General features: G+C 71.6%; 18 protein-coding genes. 7 read left to right on the top strand and 11 right to left on the bottom strand.

All coding sequences use genetic code 11. From position 1 onward, the window contains the following. Positions 1-209: 209 nt before the first annotated feature. Positions 210-3,014 (top strand): AfsR/SARP family transcriptional regulator, encoded by a 2,805-nt coding sequence (locus F4556_RS30220; protein WP_184921680.1) that lies wholly within the window; start codon positions 210-212, stop codon positions 3,012-3,014. Here F4556_RS30220 and F4556_RS30215 read toward each other — a convergent pair. Next, positions 2,987-3,682, bottom strand: coding sequence for a dienelactone hydrolase family protein (locus tag F4556_RS30215; RefSeq protein WP_184921678.1), 696 nt, complete (start codon positions 3,680-3,682; stop codon positions 2,987-2,989). The two genes, F4556_RS30220 and F4556_RS30215, sit on opposite strands and share 28 nt — an antisense overlap. A gap of 162 nt (positions 3,683-3,844) precedes the next feature. Here F4556_RS30215 and F4556_RS30210 point away from each other — a divergent pair, with 162 nt between their 5' ends. Then, positions 3,845-4,159 carry a hypothetical protein gene (locus tag F4556_RS30210; protein ID WP_184921676.1) on the top strand — a complete coding sequence of 105 codons (315 nt, stop codon included), beginning with the start codon at positions 3,845-3,847 and terminating at the stop codon, positions 4,157-4,159. Here the strand turns inward: F4556_RS30210 and F4556_RS30205 are convergent. Then, complete coding sequence (locus F4556_RS30205) at positions 4,114-5,025, bottom strand: SigB/SigF/SigG family RNA polymerase sigma factor (RefSeq protein WP_376775807.1); 912 nt, start codon at positions 5,023-5,025, stop codon at positions 4,114-4,116. The two genes, F4556_RS30210 and F4556_RS30205, sit on opposite strands and share 46 nt — an antisense overlap. 313 nt (positions 5,026-5,338) lie before the next feature. On the opposite strand from F4556_RS30205, the gene F4556_RS30200 reads away from it, so the two are divergent. Continuing rightward, a complete protein-coding gene (locus tag F4556_RS30200; RefSeq protein ID WP_184921674.1) occupies positions 5,339-5,827 on the top strand; it encodes a DUF6328 family protein in 489 nt (162 codons plus the stop codon). Positions 5,828-5,845: 18 nt separating this feature from the next. Here the strand turns inward: F4556_RS30200 and F4556_RS30195 are convergent, their stop codons facing one another. From F4556_RS30195 to F4556_RS30170, 6 genes are all read right to left on the bottom strand, one after another. Continuing rightward, the gene (locus F4556_RS30195; RefSeq protein ID WP_184921672.1) at positions 5,846-6,235 is read right to left on the bottom strand and encodes an ATP-binding protein; all 390 of its coding nucleotides are present in this window, start codon (positions 6,233-6,235) and stop codon (positions 5,846-5,848) included. Between the two features lie 34 nt (positions 6,236-6,269). Next, positions 6,270-6,602, bottom strand: a complete 333-nt coding sequence (locus F4556_RS30190) for a DUF3040 domain-containing protein (protein ID WP_184921670.1) — start codon at positions 6,600-6,602, stop codon at positions 6,270-6,272. 80 nt (positions 6,603-6,682) lie between these two features. After that, a complete protein-coding gene (locus F4556_RS30185) occupies positions 6,683-6,856 on the bottom strand; it encodes a DUF6479 family protein (protein ID WP_184921668.1) in 174 nt (57 codons plus the stop codon). Between the two features lie 372 nt (positions 6,857-7,228). Further along, positions 7,229-8,887 carry a M4 family metallopeptidase gene (locus F4556_RS30180; protein ID WP_376775753.1) on the bottom strand — a complete coding sequence of 553 codons (1,659 nt, stop codon included), beginning with the start codon at positions 8,885-8,887 and terminating at the stop codon, positions 7,229-7,231. A 406-nt stretch (positions 8,888-9,293) separates the two neighbouring features. Then, a complete protein-coding gene (locus F4556_RS30175; RefSeq protein ID WP_246511123.1) occupies positions 9,294-11,444 on the bottom strand; it encodes a bifunctional polysaccharide deacetylase/glycosyltransferase family 2 protein in 2,151 nt (716 codons plus the stop codon). A 35-nt stretch (positions 11,445-11,479) separates the two neighbouring features. Beyond that, positions 11,480-12,040 carry a hypothetical protein gene (locus F4556_RS30170; protein WP_184921664.1) on the bottom strand — a complete coding sequence of 187 codons (561 nt, stop codon included), beginning with the start codon at positions 12,038-12,040 and terminating at the stop codon, positions 11,480-11,482. 883 nt (positions 12,041-12,923) lie between these two features. Between F4556_RS30170 and F4556_RS30165 the strand changes: the two genes are divergently transcribed. The 4 genes from F4556_RS30165 (at position 12,924) to F4556_RS30150 (ending at position 17,872) form a co-directional block, all read left to right on the top strand. Beyond that, positions 12,924-13,469, top strand: coding sequence for a hypothetical protein (locus F4556_RS30165; RefSeq protein WP_184921662.1), 546 nt, complete (start codon positions 12,924-12,926; stop codon positions 13,467-13,469). A gap of 60 nt (positions 13,470-13,529) precedes the next feature. Beyond that, positions 13,530-15,692, top strand: coding sequence for a hypothetical protein (locus tag F4556_RS30160; protein ID WP_184921661.1), 2,163 nt, complete (start codon positions 13,530-13,532; stop codon positions 15,690-15,692). Continuing rightward, entirely contained in the window at positions 15,689-16,444 is a 756-nt protein-coding gene (locus F4556_RS30155; protein WP_184921659.1) for a hypothetical protein, read from the top strand. The genes F4556_RS30160 and F4556_RS30155 overlap by 4 nt, the downstream gene beginning before the upstream one ends. A gap of 654 nt (positions 16,445-17,098) precedes the next feature. Then, positions 17,099-17,872, top strand: coding sequence for an SDR family oxidoreductase (locus F4556_RS30150; protein ID WP_313068839.1), 774 nt, complete (start codon positions 17,099-17,101; stop codon positions 17,870-17,872). Between the two features lie 13 nt (positions 17,873-17,885). On the opposite strand, the gene F4556_RS30145 is transcribed toward F4556_RS30150, so the two are convergent. From F4556_RS30145 to F4556_RS30135, 3 genes are all read right to left on the bottom strand, one after another. Further along, complete coding sequence (locus tag F4556_RS30145) at positions 17,886-18,185, bottom strand: hypothetical protein (protein WP_184921657.1); 300 nt, start codon at positions 18,183-18,185, stop codon at positions 17,886-17,888. Continuing rightward, a complete protein-coding gene (locus F4556_RS39565; protein WP_184921656.1) occupies positions 18,182-23,518 on the bottom strand; it encodes a tetratricopeptide repeat protein in 5,337 nt (1,778 codons plus the stop codon). The genes F4556_RS30145 and F4556_RS39565 overlap by 4 nt, the downstream gene beginning before the upstream one ends. Positions 23,519-23,586: 68 nt before the next feature. Next, complete coding sequence (locus tag F4556_RS30135) at positions 23,587-25,002, bottom strand: alpha/beta hydrolase (RefSeq protein ID WP_184921654.1); 1,416 nt, start codon at positions 25,000-25,002, stop codon at positions 23,587-23,589. Positions 25,003-25,082 lie beyond the last annotated feature (80 nt).

Raw genomic sequence — 25,082 nt, 5'->3', positions numbered from 1 at the left:
TCCATTTCGATCAAGTTATACCATTCGATCAGTATAGGATCAAAGAGTGATCCGCGATCAGATCCCGGCCCTAGGGGAGCGGGCTCGTGACCTCAGCTGACCGAACGATCGATCAGATGACCGGGCCCGGTTGTGCGAAAGCCGGGAAAACGACGGGCGCGAACTGACAGGATCGGGTCACATCGTTCGGAGCGGAATCGGGGGCCTGGATGACGGTGCGCTTCACGCTGCTCGGGGGCACGGCCGCCTGCGCCGACGGCGGACGGCTCGCGCTCGGACCGCCTCGGCAGCGCGTGGTGCTGGCCGTGCTGCTGATCGAGGCCAACCGGGAGGTCGCGGTCGAGGAGCTCGAACAACGGGTCTGGGGCGACGATCCACCACCCCGGGCGAGGGCCTCGCTCTACAGCTACCTCTCCCGGCTGCGCCGGCTGCTGCCGGCCGACGTCACCCTGACCCGGGGACCCGGTGGCTACCGGCTGGCCGTCGACCCGGAACAGGTGGACGTCCACCTGTTCCGCAGCCTGCTGGAACGGGCCCAGGCCACCGACGACCCGTCCGCCGCACTCGCCCTGCTGGACCGAGCACTGCGACTGTGGCAGGGCGAGCCACTGGCCAGGTACGACACACCGTGGCTCAACGCCTGGCGTGACACGCTGTCACAGAACCGGGCGGCGGCCGAACTCGACCGCAACGACCTGCGGCTGGAACTGGGCCAACACGCCGCCATGCTGGCCGACTTGACGGCGGGCGCAGCGGCGAGCCCACTGGACGAGCGGCTCGCCGGACAGCTCGTGCTCTGCCTGCACCGCTGCGGGCGGACCGCCGAGGCCCTGGAGGTCTACCGGCGGACCCGGGCACACCTGGTGGAGGAGCTGGGCATCGAGCCGGGCCGGTACCTGCAGGCCTGTCAGCAGCAGATCCTGACCGCTCCCGAGCCCTCCCCGGCACAAGCCTCGGTCCCCCGTCAACTCCCCGCCCCACCACTGGCGTTCGTCGGCCGGGCCACCGAACTCCGCGAACTGGCCCGGGCCTTGGAACCACGGACCGCCACCGCCCGGGCCGGCCGGGTGTGCGCGATCTCCGGTCCGGGCGGCTCCGGCAAGACCTGGCTGGCCCTGCGCGCGGCCCATGACCAGCTGCCGGCCTTCCCGGACGGCCAGCTCCACGTGAACCTGCGCGGCTACGCACCCTCGGCTCAACCGCTGCCCCCGGCCACGGCGTTGGGGACCCTCCTGCGCGGCCTCGGCGTCGGCGACGGCGACATCCCGGCCGACGAGGACGCCCGGGGCGCGCTCTTCCGGAGCCTCACCGCCGACCGGCGCCTGCTGGTCGTGCTGGACAACGCCAGGAACTCCGACCAGGTGACCCCCCTGCTCCCCGGCGGGACGGGCTCGGCCGTGCTGGTGACCAGCCGCAGCAGGCTGACCGGGCTGCTCACCGCACACGGCGCCCGTCCGGTCGTACTGGACCTGCTGGCACCGGACGACGCCCGCCGCCTGCTCGGCAGCCACCTGGGCGAGGCCCGGATCGCCGCCGAACCGCAGGCCGTCGAGGCCGTCGTCGCCAGCTGCGCCGGACTGCCGCTGGCGCTGTCCATCGTGGCGGCCAGGGCGGTCGAGCGCCCCGGCTCCGCACTCGCCGCGGTCGCCGCCGAACTCGCCGACCGGCAGTACCGGTTGGACGCTTTCAACGGCGGCGACGCCGCGTCCGACCTGCGCGCGGTCTTCTCCTGGTCGTACCGCTGTCTCGACGACGGAGCGGCCCGGCTGTTCCGGCTGCTCGGCGCGAATCCGGGGGCCGAGATCGGTGTCCACGCCTTGGCCGGCCTGGCCGCCCTGCCGCTCCGCGAGGTACGCGTCCTGGTGGCCGAACTCGCCCAGGCCCACCTGGTGTTCGAGGTCTCCCCCGGTCGCTACGGCATCCACGACCTGCTCGCCGCCTACGCCCGGGAGCTGGCCGCAGCCGATCCGGAGCAGGAGCCGGCGAGCGTACGCCTGCTCGACCACCACCTGCACAGTGCCGAGCACGCCGATCGCCTGCTCTGGCCGCACCGCCGCCGAACCGAGCTCGACCCGCCGCGACCTGGTGTCGTGCCCGAGCGGTTCGCCGACCACGGTGCAGCCCTGGACTGGTTCTCCGTGGAGAGCCCCAACCTGCTCCTGGTCCTGGAAGCGGCGGCCCGGACCGGCCAGGACACCAGGGCCTGCCTTCTGGCGTTCCAGCTCAGCACCTATCTGGCCCGCCGGGGCCGCTGGCACGAGTTGACGGCCACTCAGCTGACCGCGCTGGCCGCCGCCACCCGGATCGGCGACCGCGCGGCCCAGGCGCACGCCCACCAGGAGCTGGCCAACGCAAGCTGCGAGACCGGCCGGCCCGAGGCCGCGCACGAGCACCTGCGGCAGGCCCTGGCGCTGTACACGGCCCTCGGCGACCTGCTCGGACAGGGCCGGACCCAGCTCAGCACCGGCTGGCTCCACGAGCGCCAAGGCGACCGTCACCGCGCGCTGTCCCACGACCGGCTCGCCCTCGGTCTGCTCCGCCGCGCGGGCGACGAAGCCGCCGTCGCCCGCGCGCTCAACGCGGTGGCCTGGGACCACGCCCAGCTCGGCGAGCATGAGGAGGCGATCCGATTCTGCCGCGAAGCCCTCGGCATCCAACGGCGCCTCGGCGACGACCGCGGGGCGGCCAACACCTGGGACACCCTGGGATTCGCGTACCGCCACCTCGGTGACCACCCGCGCGCCGTCGGCTGCTTCCGCCGGAGCCTGCGGCTGAACCAGGCCCTCGGCCACCGCTACAACGAGGCGGAGAACCTCGTCCACCTCGGCGAGAGCCTGCGCCACCTCGGCCGCCGCCCGGCGGCCCGGACGGCCCTCCAGCAGGCGGTCGCCGTTCTCGACGCCATCGACGGCGCCCACACCGAGGCCGAGGAGGCCAGGGCCAAGCTCCGCGAACTCGAGGCCGACTGCCCGGCACTCGAAGCCGATCAGCCGGGGAACCCCTCGCCGAGCTGACCTGGTGAGGTCCCTGGCGGGTCCTCCTCGGAGCCCTCGTGCAGGAACCAGTCCCGGGCCAGGTCCGCGACCTGTTCCAGTGCGCCGGGCTCCTCGAACAGGTGGGTGGCGCCCGGGATCACCCGCAGTCGGCACGGCCCGCCGAGCTGCTCGGCGGCCTCCTCGTTGAGCCGCAGCACCTCGGGGTCGTGGCCGCCGACGATCAGCAGCACCGGTGCCCGGACCCGGCGGAGGGCCTCGTCCCCGGCCAGGTCAGGACGGCCGCCGCGCGAGACGACGGCCGCCACCCGCGCCGGCTGCTCCGCTGCCGCCCGCAGGGCCGCGGCGGCCCCGGTGCTCGCGCCGAAGAGGCCGACCGGGAGCTCGCCCGTGTCCGGCCGGGTGGCCAGCCAGTCGACAGTGACCGTCAGGCGCCACGCCAGCAGGCCGATGTCGAAGCGGTACTCGGCCGTCACGAGGTCCTGTCGCTCCTCGCGGGCGGTCAGCAGGTCCAGCAACAGTGTCCCGAGCCCGGCTCGCTGCAGGGCGGCGGCCACCGCCCGGTTGCGCGGGCTGTGCCGCGAGCTGCCGCTGCCGTGGGCGAAGACCACCACCGGCCGGTCCGCGGACACGGCCAACTCCCCGGCCAGCACCGATCCGTCGACGGGGACGAAGACCTCCTCCGGCATCACGGCGCCTCCTCGACTGCTCCTCCTGGCCGCCCGCTCCGCGCCTGCCCACGGCGTGCCGGACGAAACGGGCCAATCCGCCCGCCCGTCGCCGCACATCGCGGGCCTTCGCGCAGTACCCTTGCCGGTCCTGCCCCACCCAGCACCGACCGGGGACCAGCCATGGCACAGGCCGGCCGAGACCTCACCACGCTCGGCAGCACGCTCGAACACGTCACCGAAGTCGCCTCCGCCGACACCCGAGCCCGCGCCCGGCTCGTCGTCGCCTCCCACGCCATCGACGCCGCGGACTGCCGCATGCTGCTCACCCAGCTCGGCCTGACCCCCGATCCGTACGACCCGCACGGCCCGCACCGGATATGTGTCCGCTGCGGCCGCGAGTACGACCACCCCGGCATCCGCCGCCGTGACCGCTTCTGCTCCGACCGCTGCTACCGCGGCAGCACCGAACGGGCCTCCGACCCGCCCGGAGGCTGACCACCGGGACCGTCCCGCTCGTCCGCCAGCCGCTCGCGCAGACCGCTCAGGATGCCCGCCAGCAACCGCGACACGTGCATCTGGGAGACCCCGATCTCCGCGGCGATCTCCGCCTGGGTGCAGTCGCCCCAGAACCGCAGCGCGAGCACCGTACGCTCCCGCGCCGGCAGCGCCCTGAGCAGCGGCCGGACCGCCTCCCGGAACTCCGTCAGGTCGAACTCCCGGTCACAGGCGCCCAGTCGGTCGACCAGCGTGCTGCCGTTCGGGTCGTCACGGTCCTGCCGCAGCGCGTCCAGCGAGTCGGCCCGGTACGCCCGGCCGACCCCGAGCCCGGCGGCCACCTCGGCGGGGTCCAGGCCGAGCTCCTCGGCGATCTCCTCCGGGGTGGGCAGCCGGCCGAGCGTCTGCTCCAGCCGGTCCGAGCACCGGGCCACCCGCAGGTAGAGCTCCTGCAGGCTGCGCGGCACCCGCAGCGGCCAGCTGGTGTCCCGGAAGAACCGTTTGATCTCACCGGTGATGGTCGGGATCGCGTAGGTGGCGAACTCCACGCCGCGCCGGTGGTCGTAGCCGTCCACGGCCTTGATCAGGCCGACCGTACCGACCTGGAGGATGTCGTCCAGCTCGGCCGTGCCGCGCCGGAAGCCGGCCGCGGCGAACCGGACCAGCGGCATGTTGAGTTCGATGATCGTGCCGCGCACGTAGCTGTAGGCGGCCGACTCCCGTTCCAGGTCCGCCAGTCGTGCGAAGAGCGCGTCGCTGAGGGCGCGGGCCTCGGTCTTGCCCATCGCCCGCATCTCCCGGTGGGTGGGCCGGTGGAGCTCGGCCGACAGGAGGGTGGTGGTGTCGGAAGTGGCCACCGTGGTCATCTCCCCAGGGGTCATCTCCCCTGGACGTCCCACGCGCCGCCGCACCCGGCCGGGAGAATCCACCGGCCGAAGGGTGGTGCGCGCGGATCTACTGGTCGGAGACCGTCGCGCCCGGCTTCTTCAGGCTGCGGTGCCCAGGCACGGAGGCCGTGCCGTGAGGCGCCGGCGACGCGCCGGCCGCCGGACCGGAGCCGGGCCGCTGCCCGAACACTCCTCATCCGTTCTGGTCCCCGGATCGGGGCCGTGCTAAACCGCGTACGCCGGGCAGACGCGGAGGGGAGGCCGGCCGTACGCCCACCCGCTGGAGGCCCGCATGCCCGCGCAACCGAACCACTCCCACGGCGGCCGCGCCGAGACCGAGGAGGAGCGGGCCGACCGCCGGTGGGGCGATCTGCTCCAGGAGGTGCGGATCGCCCAGACCGGCGCGCAGATCATGTTCGGCTTCCTGCTGACGGTCGCCTTCACCGACCGGTTCGCCACGCTCGACGACCTCGACCGGACCCTCTACGTCACGGTGGTGACACTGGGTGCGTTCGCCGTCGGCACCCTGATCGCCCCGGTCTCCTACCACCGGCTGCTGGCCGGGAAGCACATCAAACCGCTGATGGTCACGGCAGTCGCCCACCTGGTCGCGCTCGGTCTCGTCCTGCTCGCCGGGACGATCTCCGTCGCGCTGCTGCTGCTCCTGCGGGTCGCCGGTCTCGGCTGGGCCGCATGGGCGATCGCCGGCGGCGTGCTGCTCTGGTTCGGGCTCTGCTGGGTGCTGCTGCCCATCGCCGTCCTGCACCGCTCCAAGGGGTGAGCCCTCGCGCCATCTTGCTCAGCGCTCGGGCACCGTGGTGGCGACGACCTTCCCGGTGCCGGTCCGCAGGACGTGCACGCCGCGCCCGAGCACCGTCACCACGACCAGCCCCAGACCCGGCGGGCCGGGCCGGGGCGGCGCCCGGAGCAGCTGCGGGCTGGTGTCCTCGACCGCCACGTCGACGGTGGCCCCGGGCGTCACCACCACCCTGAGCCGGCACGGACCGGGCGCGTGCAGGCAGGCGTTGCCGACCAGTTCGCCGACCACCAGCTCGACGTCCTCGCGGGTACGGGCACTGAGCCCGCCCTCGCCCCGGTCCGCAAGTCCGCGCAGGAAGCCGCAGGTGGCCGCGCGCGCCACCCGGACCGAGCCGGGCCGGCCGTCCAGCTCGACCTGCAGCGCGGGCATCCGACGCACACTCCCACCTCCGCCCGTCCGGAACTCACCGGCCACGACGGCGCGCCACCAGCCGACTGAGCGGCCGGGCGAACAGCACCAAGAGCGTGGCCGCCACCACCACCCCCACCGACACCAGGGCCGACACCGTCCGGAGCTGCGCGGCGATCACGACCAGCGCGAGCGAGACGGCCACCGCCACGGTCACCACCCCGGCCGGGATCCGCGCGACGGCCCGGAGCAGGGCGTAGGGCCACCGCAGCCGGCCCCGGCGCATCGAACCAAGCTCACGGGCCAGCCTGGTGTCAGCCGCCACCAGGTCCGTCTCGATCTCCGCGAGGATCCTCCGCTCGCGCCACGACAGTGCAGGGCCATCCATCGCCGCCACCTCCGCACCAACACGACCTACCGACCTGCCCGTTCGCGCCACCGCCTTCGTCAACGCGTCGTCACGCCTCGTCAACGCCGCCTGCGACGGCGGTGCATTCCGGTCGGCGGCGGCTCCCGGTCCTTGGCGCGCTGGCCAAGGACGAAGGCCAGCACGATCACCGCCACCAGCACCGCCCCGGCCGCGATCAGCCAGAGCGCGCCGAGGCCGGAGTCGGCCAGCTGCGTCTGCACTGCGAGATCCATCAGCATCATGTTCCGCGCCTGTCCGCACACCTCCGTTTGAAACGCCGCGTCGCGGTGCCGTACGGAAAATGCCGCCGCATACCGGCCGACCGGCCAGGAACGCCGCGATCGCGGCCGAGACGCACCGCGACGCCGGCCGGTTGCCCGGCTGCTGCCTGCGCTGCCCGCGCCGACCACGATCTCGTCGAATTCCGCACCCGGAGAGTTCAGCCTGACCGCACCCCCTCGGCGGTGCGCCCGCTGGTGTTCACCAATTCCGGTAAATACGGCTGGCTCCGATCCCGGGACAATTCCGGAATGGGTCCGGATTGCCGCTGTCGCCGGCCCCTCCCGAGGGAGGAGCCGGCGACAGCGGTGTCCGGTGCGGGCCGGTCAGTTGACGTTGACGGCGCTCCAGGTGGCCGCGACCGCGGCGTACTCGGCCGAGCCGCTGCCGTAGAGGTCGGTGGCGGCGTTCAGGGTCGCCGTACGGGCGGCCGCGTAGTCGGTGGTGGAGGTCATGTATACGGTCAGCGCGCGGTACCAGACCTGCTGGGCCTTGGCCCGGCCGATGCCGGCCAGGGTCGAGCCGTTGCTGGTCGGGCTGTTGTAGCTGACGCCGTTGACGGTCTTGGCGCCACTGCCCTCGGCGAGCAGGTAGAAGAAGTGGTTGGCGACACCGGAGGAGTAGTGGACGTCGAGGCTGCCGACGCCGGAGGACCAGGAGTCGGCGGACCGGCCGTCCTTGGAGGGCTTGTCCATGTAGCGCAGCGGCGTGCCGTTGCCGTTGATGTCGATCAGCTCGCCGATGAGGTAGTCCGGGTTGTCCTTCGGCAGGTTGGCGCTGAACTCCACCATGGAGCCGAAGATGTCCGAGGTGGCCTCGTTGAGGCCGCCGGACTCACCCGAGTAGTTCAGGCCGGCCGTGTTGGCGGTGACGCCGTGCGTCATCTCGTGGCCCGCGACGTCCAGCTCGGTGAGCGGGTGGGTGTTGGAGGCACCGTCGCCGTACGTCATGCAGAAGCAGGAGTCGGACCAGAACGCGTTGACGTAGTTACGGCCGTAGTGGACGCGGCTGTAGGCGCCGACACCGTCGCCCCGGATGCCGCTGCGCCCGAAGGTGTTCTTGTAGAAGTCCCAGGTGGCCGCGGCGCCGAACTGGGCGTCCACGGCGGCCGACTGGTCGCTGGAGACGGTGCCCGTGCCCCAGGCGTTGTCGGCGTCGGTGTACAGGGTGCCGCTGCCGCCCTGCTTGTTCTTCAGCGTGACGGTGTACTGGCCGCCGCGGGTGTTGTCCTTCAACTCGTAGGTGGAACCGGTGTAGTTGGTGGTCAGCGCGACGTTGCCGACGAAGACCCCGTTGCCGGTGCCCGCCGCGTTGGAGGTCTGCACCTGCTCGTGGCTGGAGAGCAGCTCGCCGGTGGCGGCGTCGGTGACCAGCAGCTGGCTGCTGGGGGTACCGTCGGCGCGCACGCCCTCGACCGTGGTGCGGTAGGCGAGCCGGGGGCTGCCGGTGGCGGCCCAGAGGACCAGTTGGGCCGCGCCGGTCCGGTCCACCGAGGTGAGCGCGGGCTCGTCGGAGTCCTTGGCGGTGCCCAGGGTGGCGCGCACCGCGGCGGTTGCCTGAGCAGCCGCCTGCCCGGCGGAGAGCTTGGGGGTCAGGCCGGTGGGTGCGAGGGTGCCGGGTATCGCGCGGTCGACCGACTTCACGGAGCCCTTGGCGTCCTGATGGACGATCAGATCGCCGCCCAGGACGGGCAGTCCGCCGTACGTGCGCTCGTAGCGCAGGTGCCGGCTGCCGTCGGCGTCGGCCACCACGTCCTTGACCACGAGCCGCTCCTGGCTGCCGAGCCCCAGGGCGCGGGCCGCGGCCGGAGCCGCGCCGTCGGCCTGAGCGAGCAGCGCGGCGCGCTGCTGGCCGACCACGGGGGTGGGGACGGCCTGCGCCGTACCGGCGCTGACCTGGATCGCGCCGGCCAGCAGGGCCGAGGCGGAGAGGGCGGCTCCGAGTGCGAGCTTTCGCTTCACGTAGGTAATTCCTTCCGGATCCAACCGCATGTGCGCGGTCGCGCCGCGTTCCGGGGCACCGGGGTCAGTGCCTGAGGGGCGGAACGGACGCTGACGTGCTGCTCCGTGCGGTCGTGCGGCACCTGCCGGAACGGGGTGGGGCCGGCGGGTGCGGTACGGGGCTGGCAGAAGCATGACGACCCGTCGGACGGGATGAACAGACCCGGGATCGGAATTGGCCGGAGCTCGCCAAAAAGGCCGATTTCCTGATGCCGGAGCACGATTCGGGGCCCGGCAGCATTGGCGGGACTCCGCCGTTTCCGGATTCTTGCCCGCAGGTCCGCCGTCTGTTAGCGAAGGCTCCCGGAATACGAATTCGGCGCAGCAGAAAGCGGCATCACCGCCATTCCGGCAATGCTGCCCTTTTCCTGGAGACCCTACGGACGAACGGTCAGTGGGCGGCCCCTTGCCCGGCCTTCGGGGGAACGGTGAGGCTGCCGTAGCGTTCCATCCGCTGCCAGCGCAGGCGGGAGCCGGCGACGGCCGTGAAGACGGACTGGATGACGACCAGGTACATCAACTGCCGGTAGACGAACTGCTGGAGCGGCAGGCTCCACAGCGCCCCGGGGCGCTCCTTGTCCAGGCGGAACGCGTACAGGCCCATGAAGATCTGGAGCAGCAGGAACGCACCCCACAGCCCGATGATGCGGACCGGGTCGAGGAAGACCAGGCCGTAGACGGCGAACACGTCGACGACCGGCGCCAGCAGCGGCAGCAGCACCTGGAACATCAGCAGGTAGAGCAGGCCGCGGCGGCCCAACTTGCCGGCCTGGCCGCGCTGGACCAGGGCGCCGCGGTGCTTCCACATCGCCTGGAGGGTGCCGTAGCACCAGCGGTAGCGCTGCTTCCACAGCGCGCCGAGCGAGGCGGGCGCCTCCGTCCAGGCCTTGGCGCGCTCCTCGTAGACCACCCGCCAACCGTCGCGGCACAGCGCCATGGTGAGGTCGGTGTCCTCGGCCAGGGTGGTGTCGCTGACCCCGCCGATGCGCAGCAGCGCCTCGCGGCGGAACGCGCCGACGGCGCCGGGGACGGTCGGCATGCACTCGGCCAGGTCGAACAGGCGGCGGTCCAGGTTGAAGCCGACCACGTACTCGATGTGCTGCCAACGGCCCAGCAGGCCACCGCGGTTGACCACCTTCGCATTGCCGGAGACGGCGCCGACCCGGCGGTTGGCGAACGGCTGGACGATCATGCGGACGGCGTCCGGTTCGAAGACGGTGTCACCGTCCACCATCACCAGCAGCTGGCACGAGGCGGCGGCGATACCGGTGTTGAGAGCGGCGGGCTTGCCGGCGTTCTGCTGGCGGATCACCCGGACGCCCGGCAGGCGCAGGGCCTCCACCAGGTCGGCGGTGCCGTCGGTGGATCCGTCGTCGACGACGATGATCTCCACCGGGTGGTCGGAGGCGAGCAGCGAGCGGACGGCCGCCTCGATGCCGGCGCTCTCGTTGTAGGCGGGCACGATGACGCTGACCGGTTCGGTGACCGGCCGCCCCCACGGCTTGCCCCGCATCTTCTTGTGCCGCCGGGCCGCGACGAGCACCGCGACGGCCCGCAGCAGGGCGATGCCGCCCGCCGCCCACAGCAGCCAGGACAGCGCGGCCAGCACCCAGTCGCTGGTCCGCAGCGCGGTGATCAGGGCCAGGCCCTGCCAGTGGTCGGTGGCGCTCGCCCGCTGGACCGGATCGGGTAGCCCGGTGGCCTCGCTGACCGTACCGAACGTGAACCCGGCCGCCCTGAGCCGGGGGATCAGCTGCTCCAGGGCGGCGACGGTCTGCGAGCGGTCGCCGCCGGCGTCGTGCAGCAGCACGATCTGCCCGGCCTGGTCCTTCGGGGTGGCGTTGGCCACGATCCCGGCGGTGCCGGGGCGGCGCCAGTCCTCACTGTCCTGGGTGGTGAGCACGGTGAGGTAGCCGTCCTCGCCCGCCGCGAGAACGGCGCTCCAGTCCGCGTCGCTGAGGGCGTTGCTGGTGGAGGAGTACGGCGGGCGCAGCAGCGGGGTGGTCACGCCGGTCGCGCCGGCCACGGCGAGCTGACTCTCCCTCAGCTCCAGCGAGCGGCGCCAGGCGGGGGCGGTCCCGAGGTTGGTGTGGGTGAAGGTGTGCAGGCCGATCTGGTGGCCGTCCGCGACGATCCGCCGGGCCAGGTCCGGGTGGGCGGCGACCTGGGTGCCGACGGCGAAGAAGGTGGCCCGGACCTCGTTGCGCCGCAGGACGTCCAGGATCTGCGGGGTCCAGACCGGGTCGGGTCCGTCGTCGAAGGTCAGCGCGATGGTCCGGGCCTTGGGGGCGGCGGTCCGTCCGGCGGCGCCTTCGATCACCGGGCCGCCCGAGGCGATCTGCGCGGGCACCGCCTCAGCCGGGCCCGCCACCCGCGGGGCGCCGTCGGCGGTGCCGTCGAACATGTGCTGGGTGTAGCCCTGCAGCAGCAGCGCGGCGGACAGCGTGAGGACGAGGGTGGTCAGCAGCAGCCAGTGGGTGCGCAGCGGGACGTTGCGCACACTGGCCCGTCGGCCTCGTGCTCGGCGGCGGTTCTTGGACAAGGGGTGCGGTTCCTGCCTGCTGCATCGGGACGGGACTACGGGCGGTTGGTCGGCTTGCCGCTCTGACCGGGCGCGGACGAAGACTTCCCGTGGCTGGTGGCGGTGGCGGTGGCGGCCGGCGCGGGGCTCGGTCCGGCGGTGGCCGGCGGGCTCGAAGCCGGGACCGTTGCGGTGCCGGTCGAGCTCCCCGGCGAGGCCCTGCCGACCGTGCCGGACGCGCCACCGGGGTCGGCCGGGCCGGTGCGGGCCTTGGCGGACGGACTGGCCTCAGGCGACGGCGACGCCGGCTCGGCGGGCGCCGCGGCCGGGGCATCGGGCTGGGCGGCGGGCGGCGGCGGGGCGGGGAGCAGCGGGGACCTGACCGTCGGTCCGCCGAGCAGCGTGCTGACCAGCAGCAGGACGTAGGCGGCGGCCGGTACGACCAGCAGTCGGCCGAGCCGGCGCACCCGGCGCTGGCGACGGCCGGAGGCGTCGACGAAGACCGGACTGTCGGCGGCGCGCTGCGCCGGGACGTGGGCACCGACGGACGGACGGCCCTCGTGCGGACGGGGTGTCAGCACGGTGTCCTCGCGGACGGCACCGGGCGGTCGGGTCATCGGGACGGCCTCTGGGGTTCGGGACTGACGGCGGTTCGGGACTGACGGCGAATCGGGCCTGAGGACGAGCCCGGGTGGGCGGCAGGGTCCGGGGAAGGTCCTGCCGCCCACCCGGGAACAGGTGGGATGTCGAACGGTCGGGCGTGACGCGGAGCCGGGCGGGCGGTGGACACGGGGGAGCCCGCCGTCCGCCCGGCTCCGGGCTCACCCCTGCGGCAGCAGTGGCGAGCCCGGTGAGTGCGTCATGACCGTTCGGTGCACATCTCATGTCCTTCAGCGTCGGAGTCGCCGACGGTGTCACACCGAACCGAAAAGTTTTTTCCCGGCCTCCGCAGTGGCCCCTCAGGTGACGCCGGAAGCCCTGCGGTATCCACCTGTCGAACTCGGGTGCTCCGGTTCGCCGAACCGACCTTCACGATGGCCTCGCCGACTCTGGAGAGCCGTTGCCGGAGAAGTCTCTCGGCCCGACGGGGTCATCCAGCAGGACGTGAACGTCCTCGCTGCCCAACGCGCCGACCAGGTACTCGCTGCCAAGCCGCCGCCCCCAGTCGTCTCCCGCGCCGCTCATCCCGCAGTCCGGGCAGCCTGAGCAGTCCCAGTCCTGGCGGGGGCCTCGAAACCTCGGCAACACAGCGGAACCACCGCACCCCACCGGCCCGACTCCTGATCACTGCCAAAACCGCCAGCGGTCAAGTTTCGGCCACACACGACTACGAAGAGGCATGCCCTTCAAGGCCGAGCAGCCCACCCGAGCGGGGCCTCGGCACGATTTCTGGTCATCTCGCAGCAATACGCTCCCTTGCCACCCCTTGCCATCGCATTCTGTAGGCGAATGCATACGTATCGTGATCGCCCCGTCAGACGGGGCACGCAAAGGGCGGCGATGACTGACGAATTGGGTTTTCCCGTGCTGGCTGCCTCGGCTCTCACCCAGGCCATCGCGTTCCTCTACCATCGCGCCGAGGTCGTCCTCGACCGCCGCGCTGCACGCAGCCGCTCCAGCGAAGCCGCTCCAGCAGAGCAATGGCCCGCTGTGGTGGCCGGCAACCCCGGCCGTGCTCTGGACTTCGACCCGGACAACGTGACGATGGAGTTGGCCGATCGTCTGGAGTCCTTGCTGGACGTGCTCGACGTGTACACCGAGCACGAGCAGTTGATCGACAATCAGGACGAGCGGCTGCGGCGCGCGCTCGGCCGGCTGCGGGCCGTCCTGGAAGAGGCGTACGGACGCCGTATCACTTTCGTCGGCGAGGACCGGCCTGCGAGCGGGATGCGCATCTTCAACCGGGCAGGAGACGTCCACGGCGTCTCCCGCGCCCTAAAGGCCGGCCGCGTTTCCATTCTGGCGAACATCGACGTCGAGCACACCGCGCAGATCGTCCGTCCCGGCGCGGAGATGACCAGCGTCGAGATCGACGACCTGCTCTGACGTCAAGGCCAGAAGAGCACTTGCCACACAGCAACGACAGGGAACCCCATGGAACCTGCCATGCCCACCGAGCCTTTCGAGTCCGGTGAAACCGCACGCGAGGACTCCGCTATCAGCGAGGCCCGGAGAGTGCTGCGGGCCGCAGTCTCCGAGCTGCGGCAGGAGGCACTGTTCAACTTTGGTGAGATGACCGCGGTGAAACTCACTGCGGTCCTCGGCCAACTGCTGGAACATTCGGAGCTTCCCCACCGCTACCTGAAGACCGTCCGCGCGGTCTTCGCCGAGCCCGACGGCTATCCGGAGACCTACGCCGCGCTCGAGGAGCCCGGGGCAGTACTGGTCCTGCTTCGGAAGCCGGGCGCTGGGCGCGCCTTCACCGCCCACGCGCTGCTGGCCGACCTACATCTGCGTACCGGAGCCACGGTGGGCCCACTCAGCTTCGGCGGCACCGCGCGCTTCCCGCTGCGGCGCCTACCGCACGAGGAAAACGCCGGGTACCTGTTGGAACTCCCGGCAGACGAGGAGAACTTCACGGTCAGCGACGACTTCGGCGCGATGCTCCACGAGATCCATCACATCCTCGAGAAGCGGAACTCGCGACTCATCGTCCTGGCCGCGCCAAAGCAATGGCAGCGCGTCAGCGCGCAGGCTCCGCCGAACATCGTTCCCGTGCTGGGCCGTCCCGACCCGCTGAAGATCGCCGGGGCGTGGCTCAGGGCCGAGGCGCCAGACCTCGACTCCCGGCGGTGGCTGGACGATGAGCGTATCTCCGGACTGTTGGCCCGTCAGCGGCCTTCCGACGTCCTCCAGATCGTCGCACTCATTCTCAAGGCCGATGAAGCCAAACACCCCGCACTGAGGTCCGATGCGGACCCGGACGGATTCAACGCCAAGGTGCTGGACGTCCTGAAGGCGCGCACCGCATGGCGCGAGGATCTGTTGGAGTGGCACAGGAAGCCAGGCAGGACAAGCTTCGAGCGGAACTTCCTGCTCGTGGCGGCATTGTTCAGGAACGCATCCGTCGGTCATGTGTACGCGCAAACGGCCGAGCTCTGCAGTCGCTTCAAGACCCCCGTGTCGCTCAGGGGCCAGGAAGCGCCGGGCGTCGTCGAACTCGTCGACGAAATCGGGGCCGAACTCGATCTCGGAGCGGACACGCTCGACTTCGGACGGCCCGGATGGGACGACGCCGTCCTCGGCTACTTCTGGGTCGACCGTCCAACGGCCCGTATGACGTTCCTGTCCTGGATGGCCGACGCCCCGCGGACCAGAGCCAAAGGGCTCCTCGAATCGTTCACCCGCGACGAACGGCTGCTGCTGGCCAACAGGGTCGGTGCGTTCGCCGTCCGCTGGGCAACCCGTCACCGGAAGTCGGACCCGCTGGATCAGATCATCACCGCATGGTCCAAGGACCCAGACCTGTGGAGGGCGGCAACCGACCTGATCTCCGCCGCAGCCCTCCATCCCACCTTCGGGCGGCTCATCCACGAGTTCCTGCTGCGCTGGTCGAAGAGCAAGGACAACCCGGCACTGTGCAGACTGGCTGTTGACGTCTGCGCCGGCGAGTTCGGCCGCCGCCACACCGGGAAGGCCCTGATCCGGCTGGGGCACGCGGCGGAGTCCGAGACCCCCGCCGTCCAGGAGTCGCTCCGCGCCGCCGTACGTACCATCTGGTCCGACCCGACCGCACGCGAGAGTCTGTTCACCTCGATCATCCAGTGGTGCGCACCCGAGTCGCCCCGTCTCCGTTCCGGCTGTCGGGCGTTCGCCGCCCTGGCGACCTTGACCTCGAGCAGAAGTGGAACTGCCAACAATTCGGTGTTGCTCGTTCCGGGTGACGGCGAGAACGGCGAGTTCGTACCCAAACCCGGAGACCTGTCCGCTGGTTGGAGTGCGCTGCTGTCATCCGAAGAGGAGAAGGCGGGAACAGCTGACGCATTCAACCTGTGGATGGACACGGCACACCAGCGCCCCGACCTTCAACCGCTGATCTTCGGTGTACTGCGAGGCGCCCTCAGTGCTGCTGCTCCAGGGCAGGCACGTCGACTCCGCCACCAGCTGCGCGACGTCCTGTACGAGTGGCAGCCCGTCCCGGCGACGGATGCCGACCCCGCCCGGGTACAGCTACGACACGAACTGGCGGACCTCCTCGACCACGACCGCAGCCGTGCCGTTGCCCCCTACCGCCCCAGGACTACCAGTGCAGCCCTGGAGGATGCGTGAGGTCGCTGATGCGCCGCCGTTTCTCCCCCGAGCCGATTTTCACAGAGGCTGCCTGGGTGCGGGAGTTTCATGATGTCCTCGACAGTGCGGACCCAGGGCTCTCCTTCATCGCCGCCTTCCGCGTCGAGTGGCGACGGGAAATGGACCGGGCCAGCCTTTCGCCTGCCTTCGGTGACACGGCCCGAGCGGTGCGCGGCGTCGCCGAACGGATCGCATTGCAACGCACCGTTCTGCGGTGTGACACCACGGAACAGGACATCAACCACGAGCTACGATCTCGCCTTCCATGGCGCACCTGCGGCATCGAGATCGTGTCGGCCCACGTCTCCGTGCATGTCGACGAACACACGCTCTCCAGCGCCGAGCGTGCAGCCCGAATCGGCCGAGAGATGGCGATCGAAGAGCTCGAGCGCCACCAAGTCGCGGCCCGGATAAGGTTCATGGAGGAGGAGATCCTGCGTACTCCGGCGAAGGCGCGGCTGTATCTGATGCTGGAGCAGACTGGCCATCGCGGTCTTCTGGCCCCCGGTATCGATGTCGACCAGGTCGTGCGGGAGGTCCAGCAGTGGCGCCCCGATTCGACATGGGTGGTCGTGGCCCAGCTCCTGCACACCTTCGTCGGCAACCTCACCTCCGCCGACCATCAGGATCTCCTGCACACCCTGCGCGCCTTATTCCTCGACTACGACGCCAAGGAACTCGCCGACCGGCTGCCTTCCGCTCACGGGTCACCCGCCCCGGCGGGAGGTTGACCCGACCATCGTGCGCCGTACCGACCACCCCGCCAGAAGTAGCCGACCGAGATTGCGGCGCCAGCGTGGTCGACGACGGAGGCGGGTCAATCCGCAGGCCGTAGAGACAGGTCAGGTACTTGTAGGACCAGTACGAGATCCAATACCGATCAGGAAGTTGACGGACTGATCAGCACCTTGCCATGACACCCCAAGCCCCCCAGACCTGGCTGTCACCGTGCCATGGAAGGATCTTTGGTACAGATTTGCACCGTTAGGGCCGTCAAGGCACGCACCATCGATCTGAGCCCTGGATTATCAATCCCCCGATGTGGCGGCACTGGTAGCCGGGTTCGCGGACATGGGCTGCGGCTGATCACCAGCCCGCGCAGCGAGCGAACGGTACGGACCCGGCAGAGCAGTTGACGTAGCGTCGCTTGACCACGCAGCACGCGGCCCGTCTAAACGAGATCATGGACGAATACGGCTCGCCGATCCCGTGGCCGTGCGAAGACCCGGAACACATGGACGAGCGCCGAGCCGTGGTCGGCATCCCACCGTTCGACGAATATGTAGCTCAGTTCTCGGCGACCTGGCCCAAGCCGCGGGTCACGCCCTGGGCTCGATCCGCCGGACAGAATCCAGCCTTGCCCGCATACCCGTTGACTTCGAACCGTGGACGACACCGTGAACATCAGCAGCACCCCCGCCGCCCCCGCCGATCTGACGGGCCTTCGGGTCGCCGTCACTGGCGCCTCCAGGGACTTCGGCCGCACCCTCGCCATCCGCTTTGCCGAGCGCGGGGCCGAGGTCTTCCTCTCCGCCCGCTCGCTGGCCGCCGCCACCAAGGTCGCGGACGAGATCCGCGGCCTCGGCCATGAACAGGTCCGTCCGTTCGCCTGCGACCTCTCCGACCCGGCGTCGATCCGCGCCTTCGGCACCGCCGTCGGCGAACTGACCGACCGCCTGGACGTCCTGGTCAACAACGGCTCCCGCTGGCTGGCGGGCACCGACCTGCTGTCCTGCACCGATGACGAGGTGTCCGACACCATCGCCTCCGGGGCCACCGGCACCGTGCTGACCGTACGGGCGTTCCTCCCGCTGCTGCTCGCCTCGGACTGCCCCGACATCGTGAACATGGTCTCGACGGCCGGGGTGCCCGGGCTGCACCGCTCGGAGGCGCACGGCGCGTTCTACGCGGCCAAGAGCGCCCAGGCCGGCTTCGCCGGGGTGCTGTCGAAGCGGCTCCGGCCGCAGGGCGTACGGGTCATCTCGCTCTACCCGCCGGACTTCGCCAACCCCGACCCGCTGTCCCCGGAGTGGGAGACCACCCCGCGCGGCGCGGGTGACGGGCTCACCGCCCACTCCCTGGTCGAGTGCGTCATGTTCGCGATCCGGCAGCCCCGGGACTGCTTCATCAGCGCGTTCCACTTCGAACAGGCCGAGTGACCGGGTGCGCCGCTCAGCCCTCGACGGCGCCGAGGGCGAGGCGTTCGCCCTCGGCGACGGCACTGACCAGGCGGGTGCTGCCGTCCGGGAGGCGCAGGGTGAAGACCGGATCGATCAGCAGCAGGAAGTCGAGCCCCTCCCGGGCCCGCTCCGACCTGGCGCCGTCCGGGATCGCGATGCCCCGCCAACTGCCCTCGGCCACCGAGACGGTGAGGCTCACCCGGAAGCTGCCCAGGCAGGTGAGCGGGTTGGCCCAGTACTCGAGCGTCGCGGTGCCTCGGTAGCGGTCCGAGCCGGCTATGCCCGGGCTCACAGTCCTTCCACCAGGATCGCGCCGAGCTCCCGCAGCCCTTCCTCGGCCTCCGGCCGGCAGGCGGCCAGCCTGCGCAGCCGGACCGCCCCTGCCTCGCGCTGGACCGCTGAGCCCTGGGTTGCCGCGCTCCGCATCAGGTCCGCCGCCCGGGCCTCGTCGGCGGGCGGTACCAGCAGCTGCACCGACTCCAGGTAGGCCCCCGTGAAGGCCTGCTGGCGCAGCAGCGGAGCCACCACGAACAACTCTGCCAGCGCGCCCACTTCACCACGTTCGAGCAGAGTGAGCCCGGCGTCGGAGGCGGCAACCGGGTCGGTCGCCGCGTCGTACGCCCCGGCGAGTCCGAGCTGGTCGGCCAGACACAGGACCGCGAGGTGGAGCCGGGCGGACGGGTCGTCACCGAGCGCCTCCAGCACGGCCCTGATCCGCCGATCGGTCAGCAGCCGGGGGTTCACCCGGAGATGCTCGTACTTGTCCTGCCAGGTCGTCAAGGACAGCCAACGGGTGACCAGTTCACGCTGCTCATGGGCGATCGAGAACAGTCGTACAGCTTCGGCCGCACCGTGTTCGACCGCCAAGGCGACCAGGTCGGCGAGCAGGTCGAGGCTGCCTTCCTCCGGGTGGATCGCCCGGGCGACCGCGAGGGTCTCGTGCAGCGCGGGGTACAGCAGGTCTTCGCCGATCTTCCGCGCGAGCGCCGCCCGCTCCTCCCAGTTCTGCTGCTCCCGCCACAGGTCGATGAAGAAGCGGGCGTCGATGTCGGTGGCCAGCTCCGCCCAGGCCGGGAAGTGCGGCAGGTCGATCCGACGGTCCACCGGCTCTTCGCGCAGCTCGCCGAGGATCCCCCGTACCGCCCGCCGGACCTCACCGGACCGGACCAGGTGCCCGCCCGCGTCGATCAGCTGGGCGGCCTCGGCCAGGTCTGCCACGACGCCGGTGGCGTCACCGTGCTGGAGCCGCAACTGTGCTCGGTCGGTGAGGAGCTGGGCCCGGACCTCCCCCGGCAGGCCGAGCATCACCTGGTCCGACCGGCGCACAGCCTCCGGCAGACCCGCGTGCTCCACCAGCTGGAGCAGCAGCAGCCTGACGTGCAGCCGTAGCGGAGGCAGGTACGGCTCCACATCGGCCAGCACCAGGTCCCGGCTGATCTGCACCGCCTCGGTGACCGATGCGACGGACTCGGCCAGGGAGCCGCTCATGGCCTGGGCCACCGCCAAGTTGTTCAACGACCGGGCCAGGTCGGGCCGGTGCGCTTCCGGCTCCGCCGCCACAAGGGCCCGGCGGAGCTCCACCGCCCGGGCTCCCGACTCCAGGGCTCCCTCCAGGTCTCCGGAACTGGCCTGATGGGCAGCCAAGTTGCTCAGTGCCGCCGCGAGTTCGAGCCCGAAGGCTTCCGGTTCGGCCTCCGCCAGCCTGCTGCGGATCTCAAGCGAACGGCGTGCGGATTCGAGCGCCACCGTACGCTCCCCGGCGGCGGCATCGTTGTTCGCGAGCGTGGCGAGCATCATCGCCAGTCCGGGCAGGAAGGCACCCGGACTCACCTCGGCGAGCTGCTCCTGAATGCGGACGGCCTCCCGCGAGGTCTGGTGAGCCGACGCGTCGTCACCAGAGTCGCGCTGCTGGATCGCGAGCGTGTGCAACACCACGGCCAGGTTTGCCCGGCCACCCACGGGGTTGCTGTCTGTCACCTCACGTTGAAGCTCCACCGCCTCCGCCGCGGAGCTCAGGGCCTCGACCTGCTCGCCGATCCGGCCGAGGGTGAGCGCCAGGTTGTGCACCACCTCGGCGAGTCCGGCCAGGTGGCCCGCCCGATCGAAGACCACCAGGTACCGCTGATGCTCCACCGCCTCCTGTTCGGCGCTCAGCGCACCCCGGAAGTCACCCAGATCGGCGCGGCTGGTCGCAAGCGCCGTCAGCGAGTCCACCAACTCCGGCAGGTGCGCCGGGTCGGCCCGGACCTGCTCCCGGCGAAGGTCCACCGCCTGCTCCGCCGAGGCCAGGGCCGCCCGCCGCAGGCCGACGTGACGCTGGTGGCGGGAGAGATTGGTCAGCGCACACGCCAGCGGGGGGCCGAAAACACCGGGAGTTCGCTCCGCCAGAACGGCGAACAGGTCGGCTGCCTCCTGTCCTGCACGGTGAGCCCCGACCCGGTCGCCGTTGTAAGCCTGCTGACCGGCCAGACTGCCCAGAGCCAGGGCGAACAGCGGCTGGAACGCCTCGGGGAAGTCGGCGGCCAACCCCCGGTGCAGCTCCATGGCCTCCATCGCCGTGGCGAGCGCGCCCCCGGGGTCACCTGCCGTCTCCTGAACGGTCACCCGGTTGGACAGCGCCGCCGCCAGCTGTGGCCGGAAAGCTTCGGGGCTCTCGTCCGCCAGAGCCCGAAACAGGCCGACGCACTCGTCGGCCGCCGCCACTGCCGCCGCCGAGTCGCCGACATCGGCGAGCTGGCAGCAGAGGTTCTGCAGGGTCGTGGCCAGCATGAGGCGGAATCGCTCGGTGTCGGGAAACCCGCGCAACAACTGCACCATCGCGAGCGAGGTCTCCACCGCTCCGGTCCGGTCCCCGTTGGCGTGCCGCTGCACCGACAGGTTCACCGTGGCAGCCACGAAGTCCTCCAGGTGCGCGTCTGGATCCAACTGGACCAGGTGCCGCCTGATCTCCACCGCTTCGGCGATCGCTTCCAGCGCCCGGCGCGGCTCCCGCACCGCAGAAAGCTGATTGGACAGGCTGTTGAGTCCGTCGGCCAGCCGAGGCAAGTGAATAGCCGGATCCTCGGCCACCAGGCGGCGGGCAAGCTCCACCGCCTCCGAGGCCGTACGAACCGACTGCTGCGGTTCTCCGGCGTCGACCTGCCGAATGGAGAGTCCGCTCAGCGCCCCGGCCAGTGCCGCAACCCGATACGCCGCACCGTCCTCGGCGAGCTCCCGGTGCAGCTCCACCGCCTTCATACTGGTCTCCAGGGCACTGCGCCGGTCACCGGCGCCCCCCTGATGGACCGACAGATTGTGCAGCGCCCCGGCGAGCGCCCACCGCTGGTTGGGGAACTCCTCTCCCGACAGCCGCCGGAACAGCGCCACGGCCCTGCGCCCCGACACCACCGCCGCATCCCGCCGCCCGGTCTCGGCCTGCGCCACCCCCAGCCGGTTGAGCGCGCCGGCCAGGTGGAAGCGGTGCTCACTCGCACCACCCGTCGCCAGCCGGCGCAACAGGACCACCGCCTCCTCCGCCGACTCCAATGAGCCGTCGTAGTCCCCCGCCTCGCTCTGCCTGATCGAGAACTCCACCAGCCACAGGGCCCGCGCTGCGCCGTCCTGCTCGCTCTCGCTCCCGCCCTCCGCCAGGGCCTCGGGGGCCAGCCTGGTAGCCACGATCATCGCGAGTCGCCGCGTGGTGACGTACCCGGCCGACAGGATCTCGTCCAACAGGGCGAGCGGCAGCGGGGTGTCCGCCAACTGCGCCAGGCTCTCCAACGCTGCCACGAACGGGCCGCCCTGCGTGCTCGCCACCACCAGGGCCGACTGCCAGATCTCCGGCACTCCCCGGAGCGCTGATTCGGCCAGCCGGTACCGGAGTTGACTTCCCCCCGCGCCTCCGGCGCGGGACAGGGCGACGCAGCCGTTCAGCCGTTCGTCACGGTCCGCGAGCTCGAAGCACCGCAGCAGCAGCGCCTCGTCGGCGCCGAAGACCTCGGCCAGCAGATGGGCGCCGACCGGGTCGGGGCGGATCGCCAGTGAGCCGTCCTCGGGTGCGGCGGGCAGCAACTCGGCCAGCAGGTCGGCGATCTGGGTCCGCCAGCGCGGGTCGTCGCCCAACGGTTCGACCGCGCCGAGCACGGCCGCCAGCCGCTCCCGCCGAGGGCCGAGCAGGCTGACGCAGGCACCGGCCGTACGCAGCAGGTCGGCCGGGGGCTTGGCGCCGATCTGGGTTCGGTAGGCCCGCCGCCAGTAGGCGAGTTCGTGTCGGAGGATCTCCGCGTGCAGGGCCTGCTCGGACTCGGGCGGTGCGCCCGGGCCGTGCACCGCCAGCCAGGCCAGCATCACCAGGTCCAGGGTGGTCCAGCGGTAGGACTCGGGTTCCCGCCCCGGTGCCGTACCGAGGGTCGTCTCGGGGGCGAACGCCCGGAGGGCGGCCCGGTAGACCCCGGCTGCCCGGGGGTGACGGGCCGTCAGCGGGATGTCGCGCAGCAGGTACGGGTGGCCTTCCTTCGCCAGTGCGTCGGCGATCTCGTCGTGCCACCAACTGCCGACGGAGCGGGCGGTGAGCACCACGCAGGTGGGGCTCCGGCGGCCTCGGAGGGCCCGCAGGAGCCGGCTGACCTCCTCCCACCGGGCCTCCTCCGCGTAGTCCACCAGCACCAGCAACGGCGAGGCCACCCGCCCTAGCCAGGCCAGGTCCTCCGGATCCAGGGCGCGCAGCAGGAAGCCGGTGTGCCAGCCCAGATCCGCGAGCCGACTGCCCAACTCGGCCGCCAGCCGGGTCTTTCCGGCGCCTCCGACACCGTGCAGCAAAGCGATCCTGGTGGGCGGGCCACCGTCCACTCCGGGCCTCGGCTGCTGGCACCAGTCGAGCAACAGGTCCAGCTCGTCCCGTGGATGGAACGCGACCACCTCGTGCCGGGCCGACAGCTGCTTCAACGGCCCGCTGTCAGATGCCAGTTCGAGGTACGGCGGCGCGAGCACCCTGGCGGCCGGGTGGCCCGGCAGCGGGAACGGGTCGACCTGCGGGTGTCCGACCCCGACGTCGACGCCCGCGAACCAGCGTCCGGCCCCGGCCCGGAGCAGCTCGGCACCGGTCCGTACCGCCTCCTCCCAGCCCAGCCCGGCGCGACGGGCCGGGTCCGGGCTGTACGCGGCGGACGCGGCGCCGGTCACCTCGACAGCCAGGAACGCGCCGGGCTCGTCCGCCGAGGCCCGCAGGTCGTCGAGCAGCTCGGCCGGCGGCGCAGGGAACACCACTCCTCCGGGCGGCAGCAGGTCGAGCAGCGGGTAGTCGTACGCCTCGGCGCCGTCCCAGCTGCCGCCCAGCCAGACCACCACCAGGGCGTGCGCGGCCTGTTCGGGCCGCTCGCCGTCCAACAGGACGAGCATCGGGTGCAGTCCGGCGTCCAGGCAGGCCCCGGCATAGGTGACCGCGAGGTCGAGGCAGGTGGCGTGCCGTGGCCGTAGCAGCACCTGATCGGGGGTCCGGATCTCCTGCCGGCCCGGCTCGCTGCCCACCGGCTCGTCGACGTAGCGGATGCCCGCCGCGGCGAAGGCCTCGTAGAGTCGCCGGGCCCGCTCCATCGGCGGACCGTCCGAGGGGCCGGGCAACGGACCTTCCAGCAGGGTTTCGGCCACCCCGGACCGGATGTACGGCAGAAGTCCGGCAGCGCCGTGCGCCCGATTCCAGCGAGGTCTACCGCCCTTCACCGGGCGCCTGCCCCGACCGCACCGAACACCTCGTCGCAGCGCAACTGGTCCACGCGCGGCACCTGCACCGCCTCCGCCACCAGGTGGTGCACACCGGGCCGCAGTCCAGGTACGGACACCCGCCACCGCGCCTCCGCGACCCGGGCACCCGCGATCCAGTCCGTGCCGTCGGTGCCGTCCTCTGCACGGACCCGGACCCGGACGGAGGTGCGCTCATCGGCCGCCGCGCCGTGCAGGACGACGCCGACCTCGACGGGGCTGCCGGCCGGCACCGCCTCCTCGAGGTCGAGGCCGAGCCACGGCAGGTCCGGAGCGTCACCCCGGACTGCCCGCAATGAGCCCGCCGAATAGTTCTGCAGCACCTCCACGACGGTTGCGGATGAGGAGAGTTCGAGGTGGCGGCCGGATGTGGCGCGCCACCTCGCAGGCTGCTCCCCCAGCTCGACGGGAATCGCGGAGATCGCCGGTACGGTGCCGTCGCCGTGCCAGTCCCGGTTCGGCAGCCACGCCGGGGAATCCTTGGTGACCAGCAAGCCCGCCGGGGTCCGCACGGCCTGCTGAAGAGTAGCGTGACCGCGCCCGAACACCGGTGTCACGTCCGGCATTTCGGGCCGCCCGGCCAGGGTGTCCCAGGCGTTCTCGATCTCGCCGTGCACGGTGAAGGCGGCCTTCGCCCGGGACGAGAAGCTCTCCGGTACGCCGTCGGTCAGCTCGTGCGGGTAGCGGGCCCTGCCCTCGAATGGACCCACCGCCGGGTACCTGGGCAGCAGTTGGTACACCGACGGCCAGTCGCGCAGCACCTCGGTCACCGCGTCGAACCGGGCCGGCCCGACCCGGGCACCGTTCACCAGCAGGTCCAACGCCTTCGGGGCTCCCCGGTGCGGCGTGCCGAGGGTGATGAGCGCCGCGCAGTCCGGCGCGCCACCGAGCGGGCCCAGCCAGTAGCGGGCGACCAGGCCGCCCATCGAGTGCGCCACCACGATGACCCGTCGGCGCCTGGCACCTGGGGTCTCCTCCGCCAGACGAGCCGTCAGTTCGGCGGCCAGCCGCGCTGCCGCGGCCTCGACGCCCAATCGGAAGTCGTACGGGAAGAGCAGCAGGTCCGCGCGGAGATCCGGCGGCTGCCCCGGCCTGGCCGTGTCCACCCGAACGTCACGGAAGGCCCGCTCGATCCGGTGCACCAGCCGGTCGTACCCAGGCAGCACGAACGGTCCCGCCAGCCTGATCCCGGGCAGCAGGCCCACCGGGGCGAGCGTCGGGTGCTCCGCCAGACTCAGTCGCCCGGGGTCCATCGCCGCGGCTGCCAGGCTCCGCCGTCGCTGGTCCCACCGAGGCGTGCCGCCGACTGTCCGCAGCACGCTGCCACCGATCCCTGGCAGCACCACGACCAGGTGCCGCAGTCGTGGCCTCATCACTCCCACCCCTGCCCATCGGATTGTGGGGAATGGCCTCGCCAACTCTTCCGATGATGCGTCAACTCCCGCTACCACCA

The organism is Kitasatospora gansuensis (assembly GCF_014203705.1).
Classification (GTDB): domain Bacteria; phylum Actinomycetota; class Actinomycetes; order Streptomycetales; family Streptomycetaceae; genus Kitasatospora; species Kitasatospora gansuensis.
Note: the sequence above shows the minus strand (reverse complement) of the source record. Positions and strands in the feature narration are given on the sequence as shown.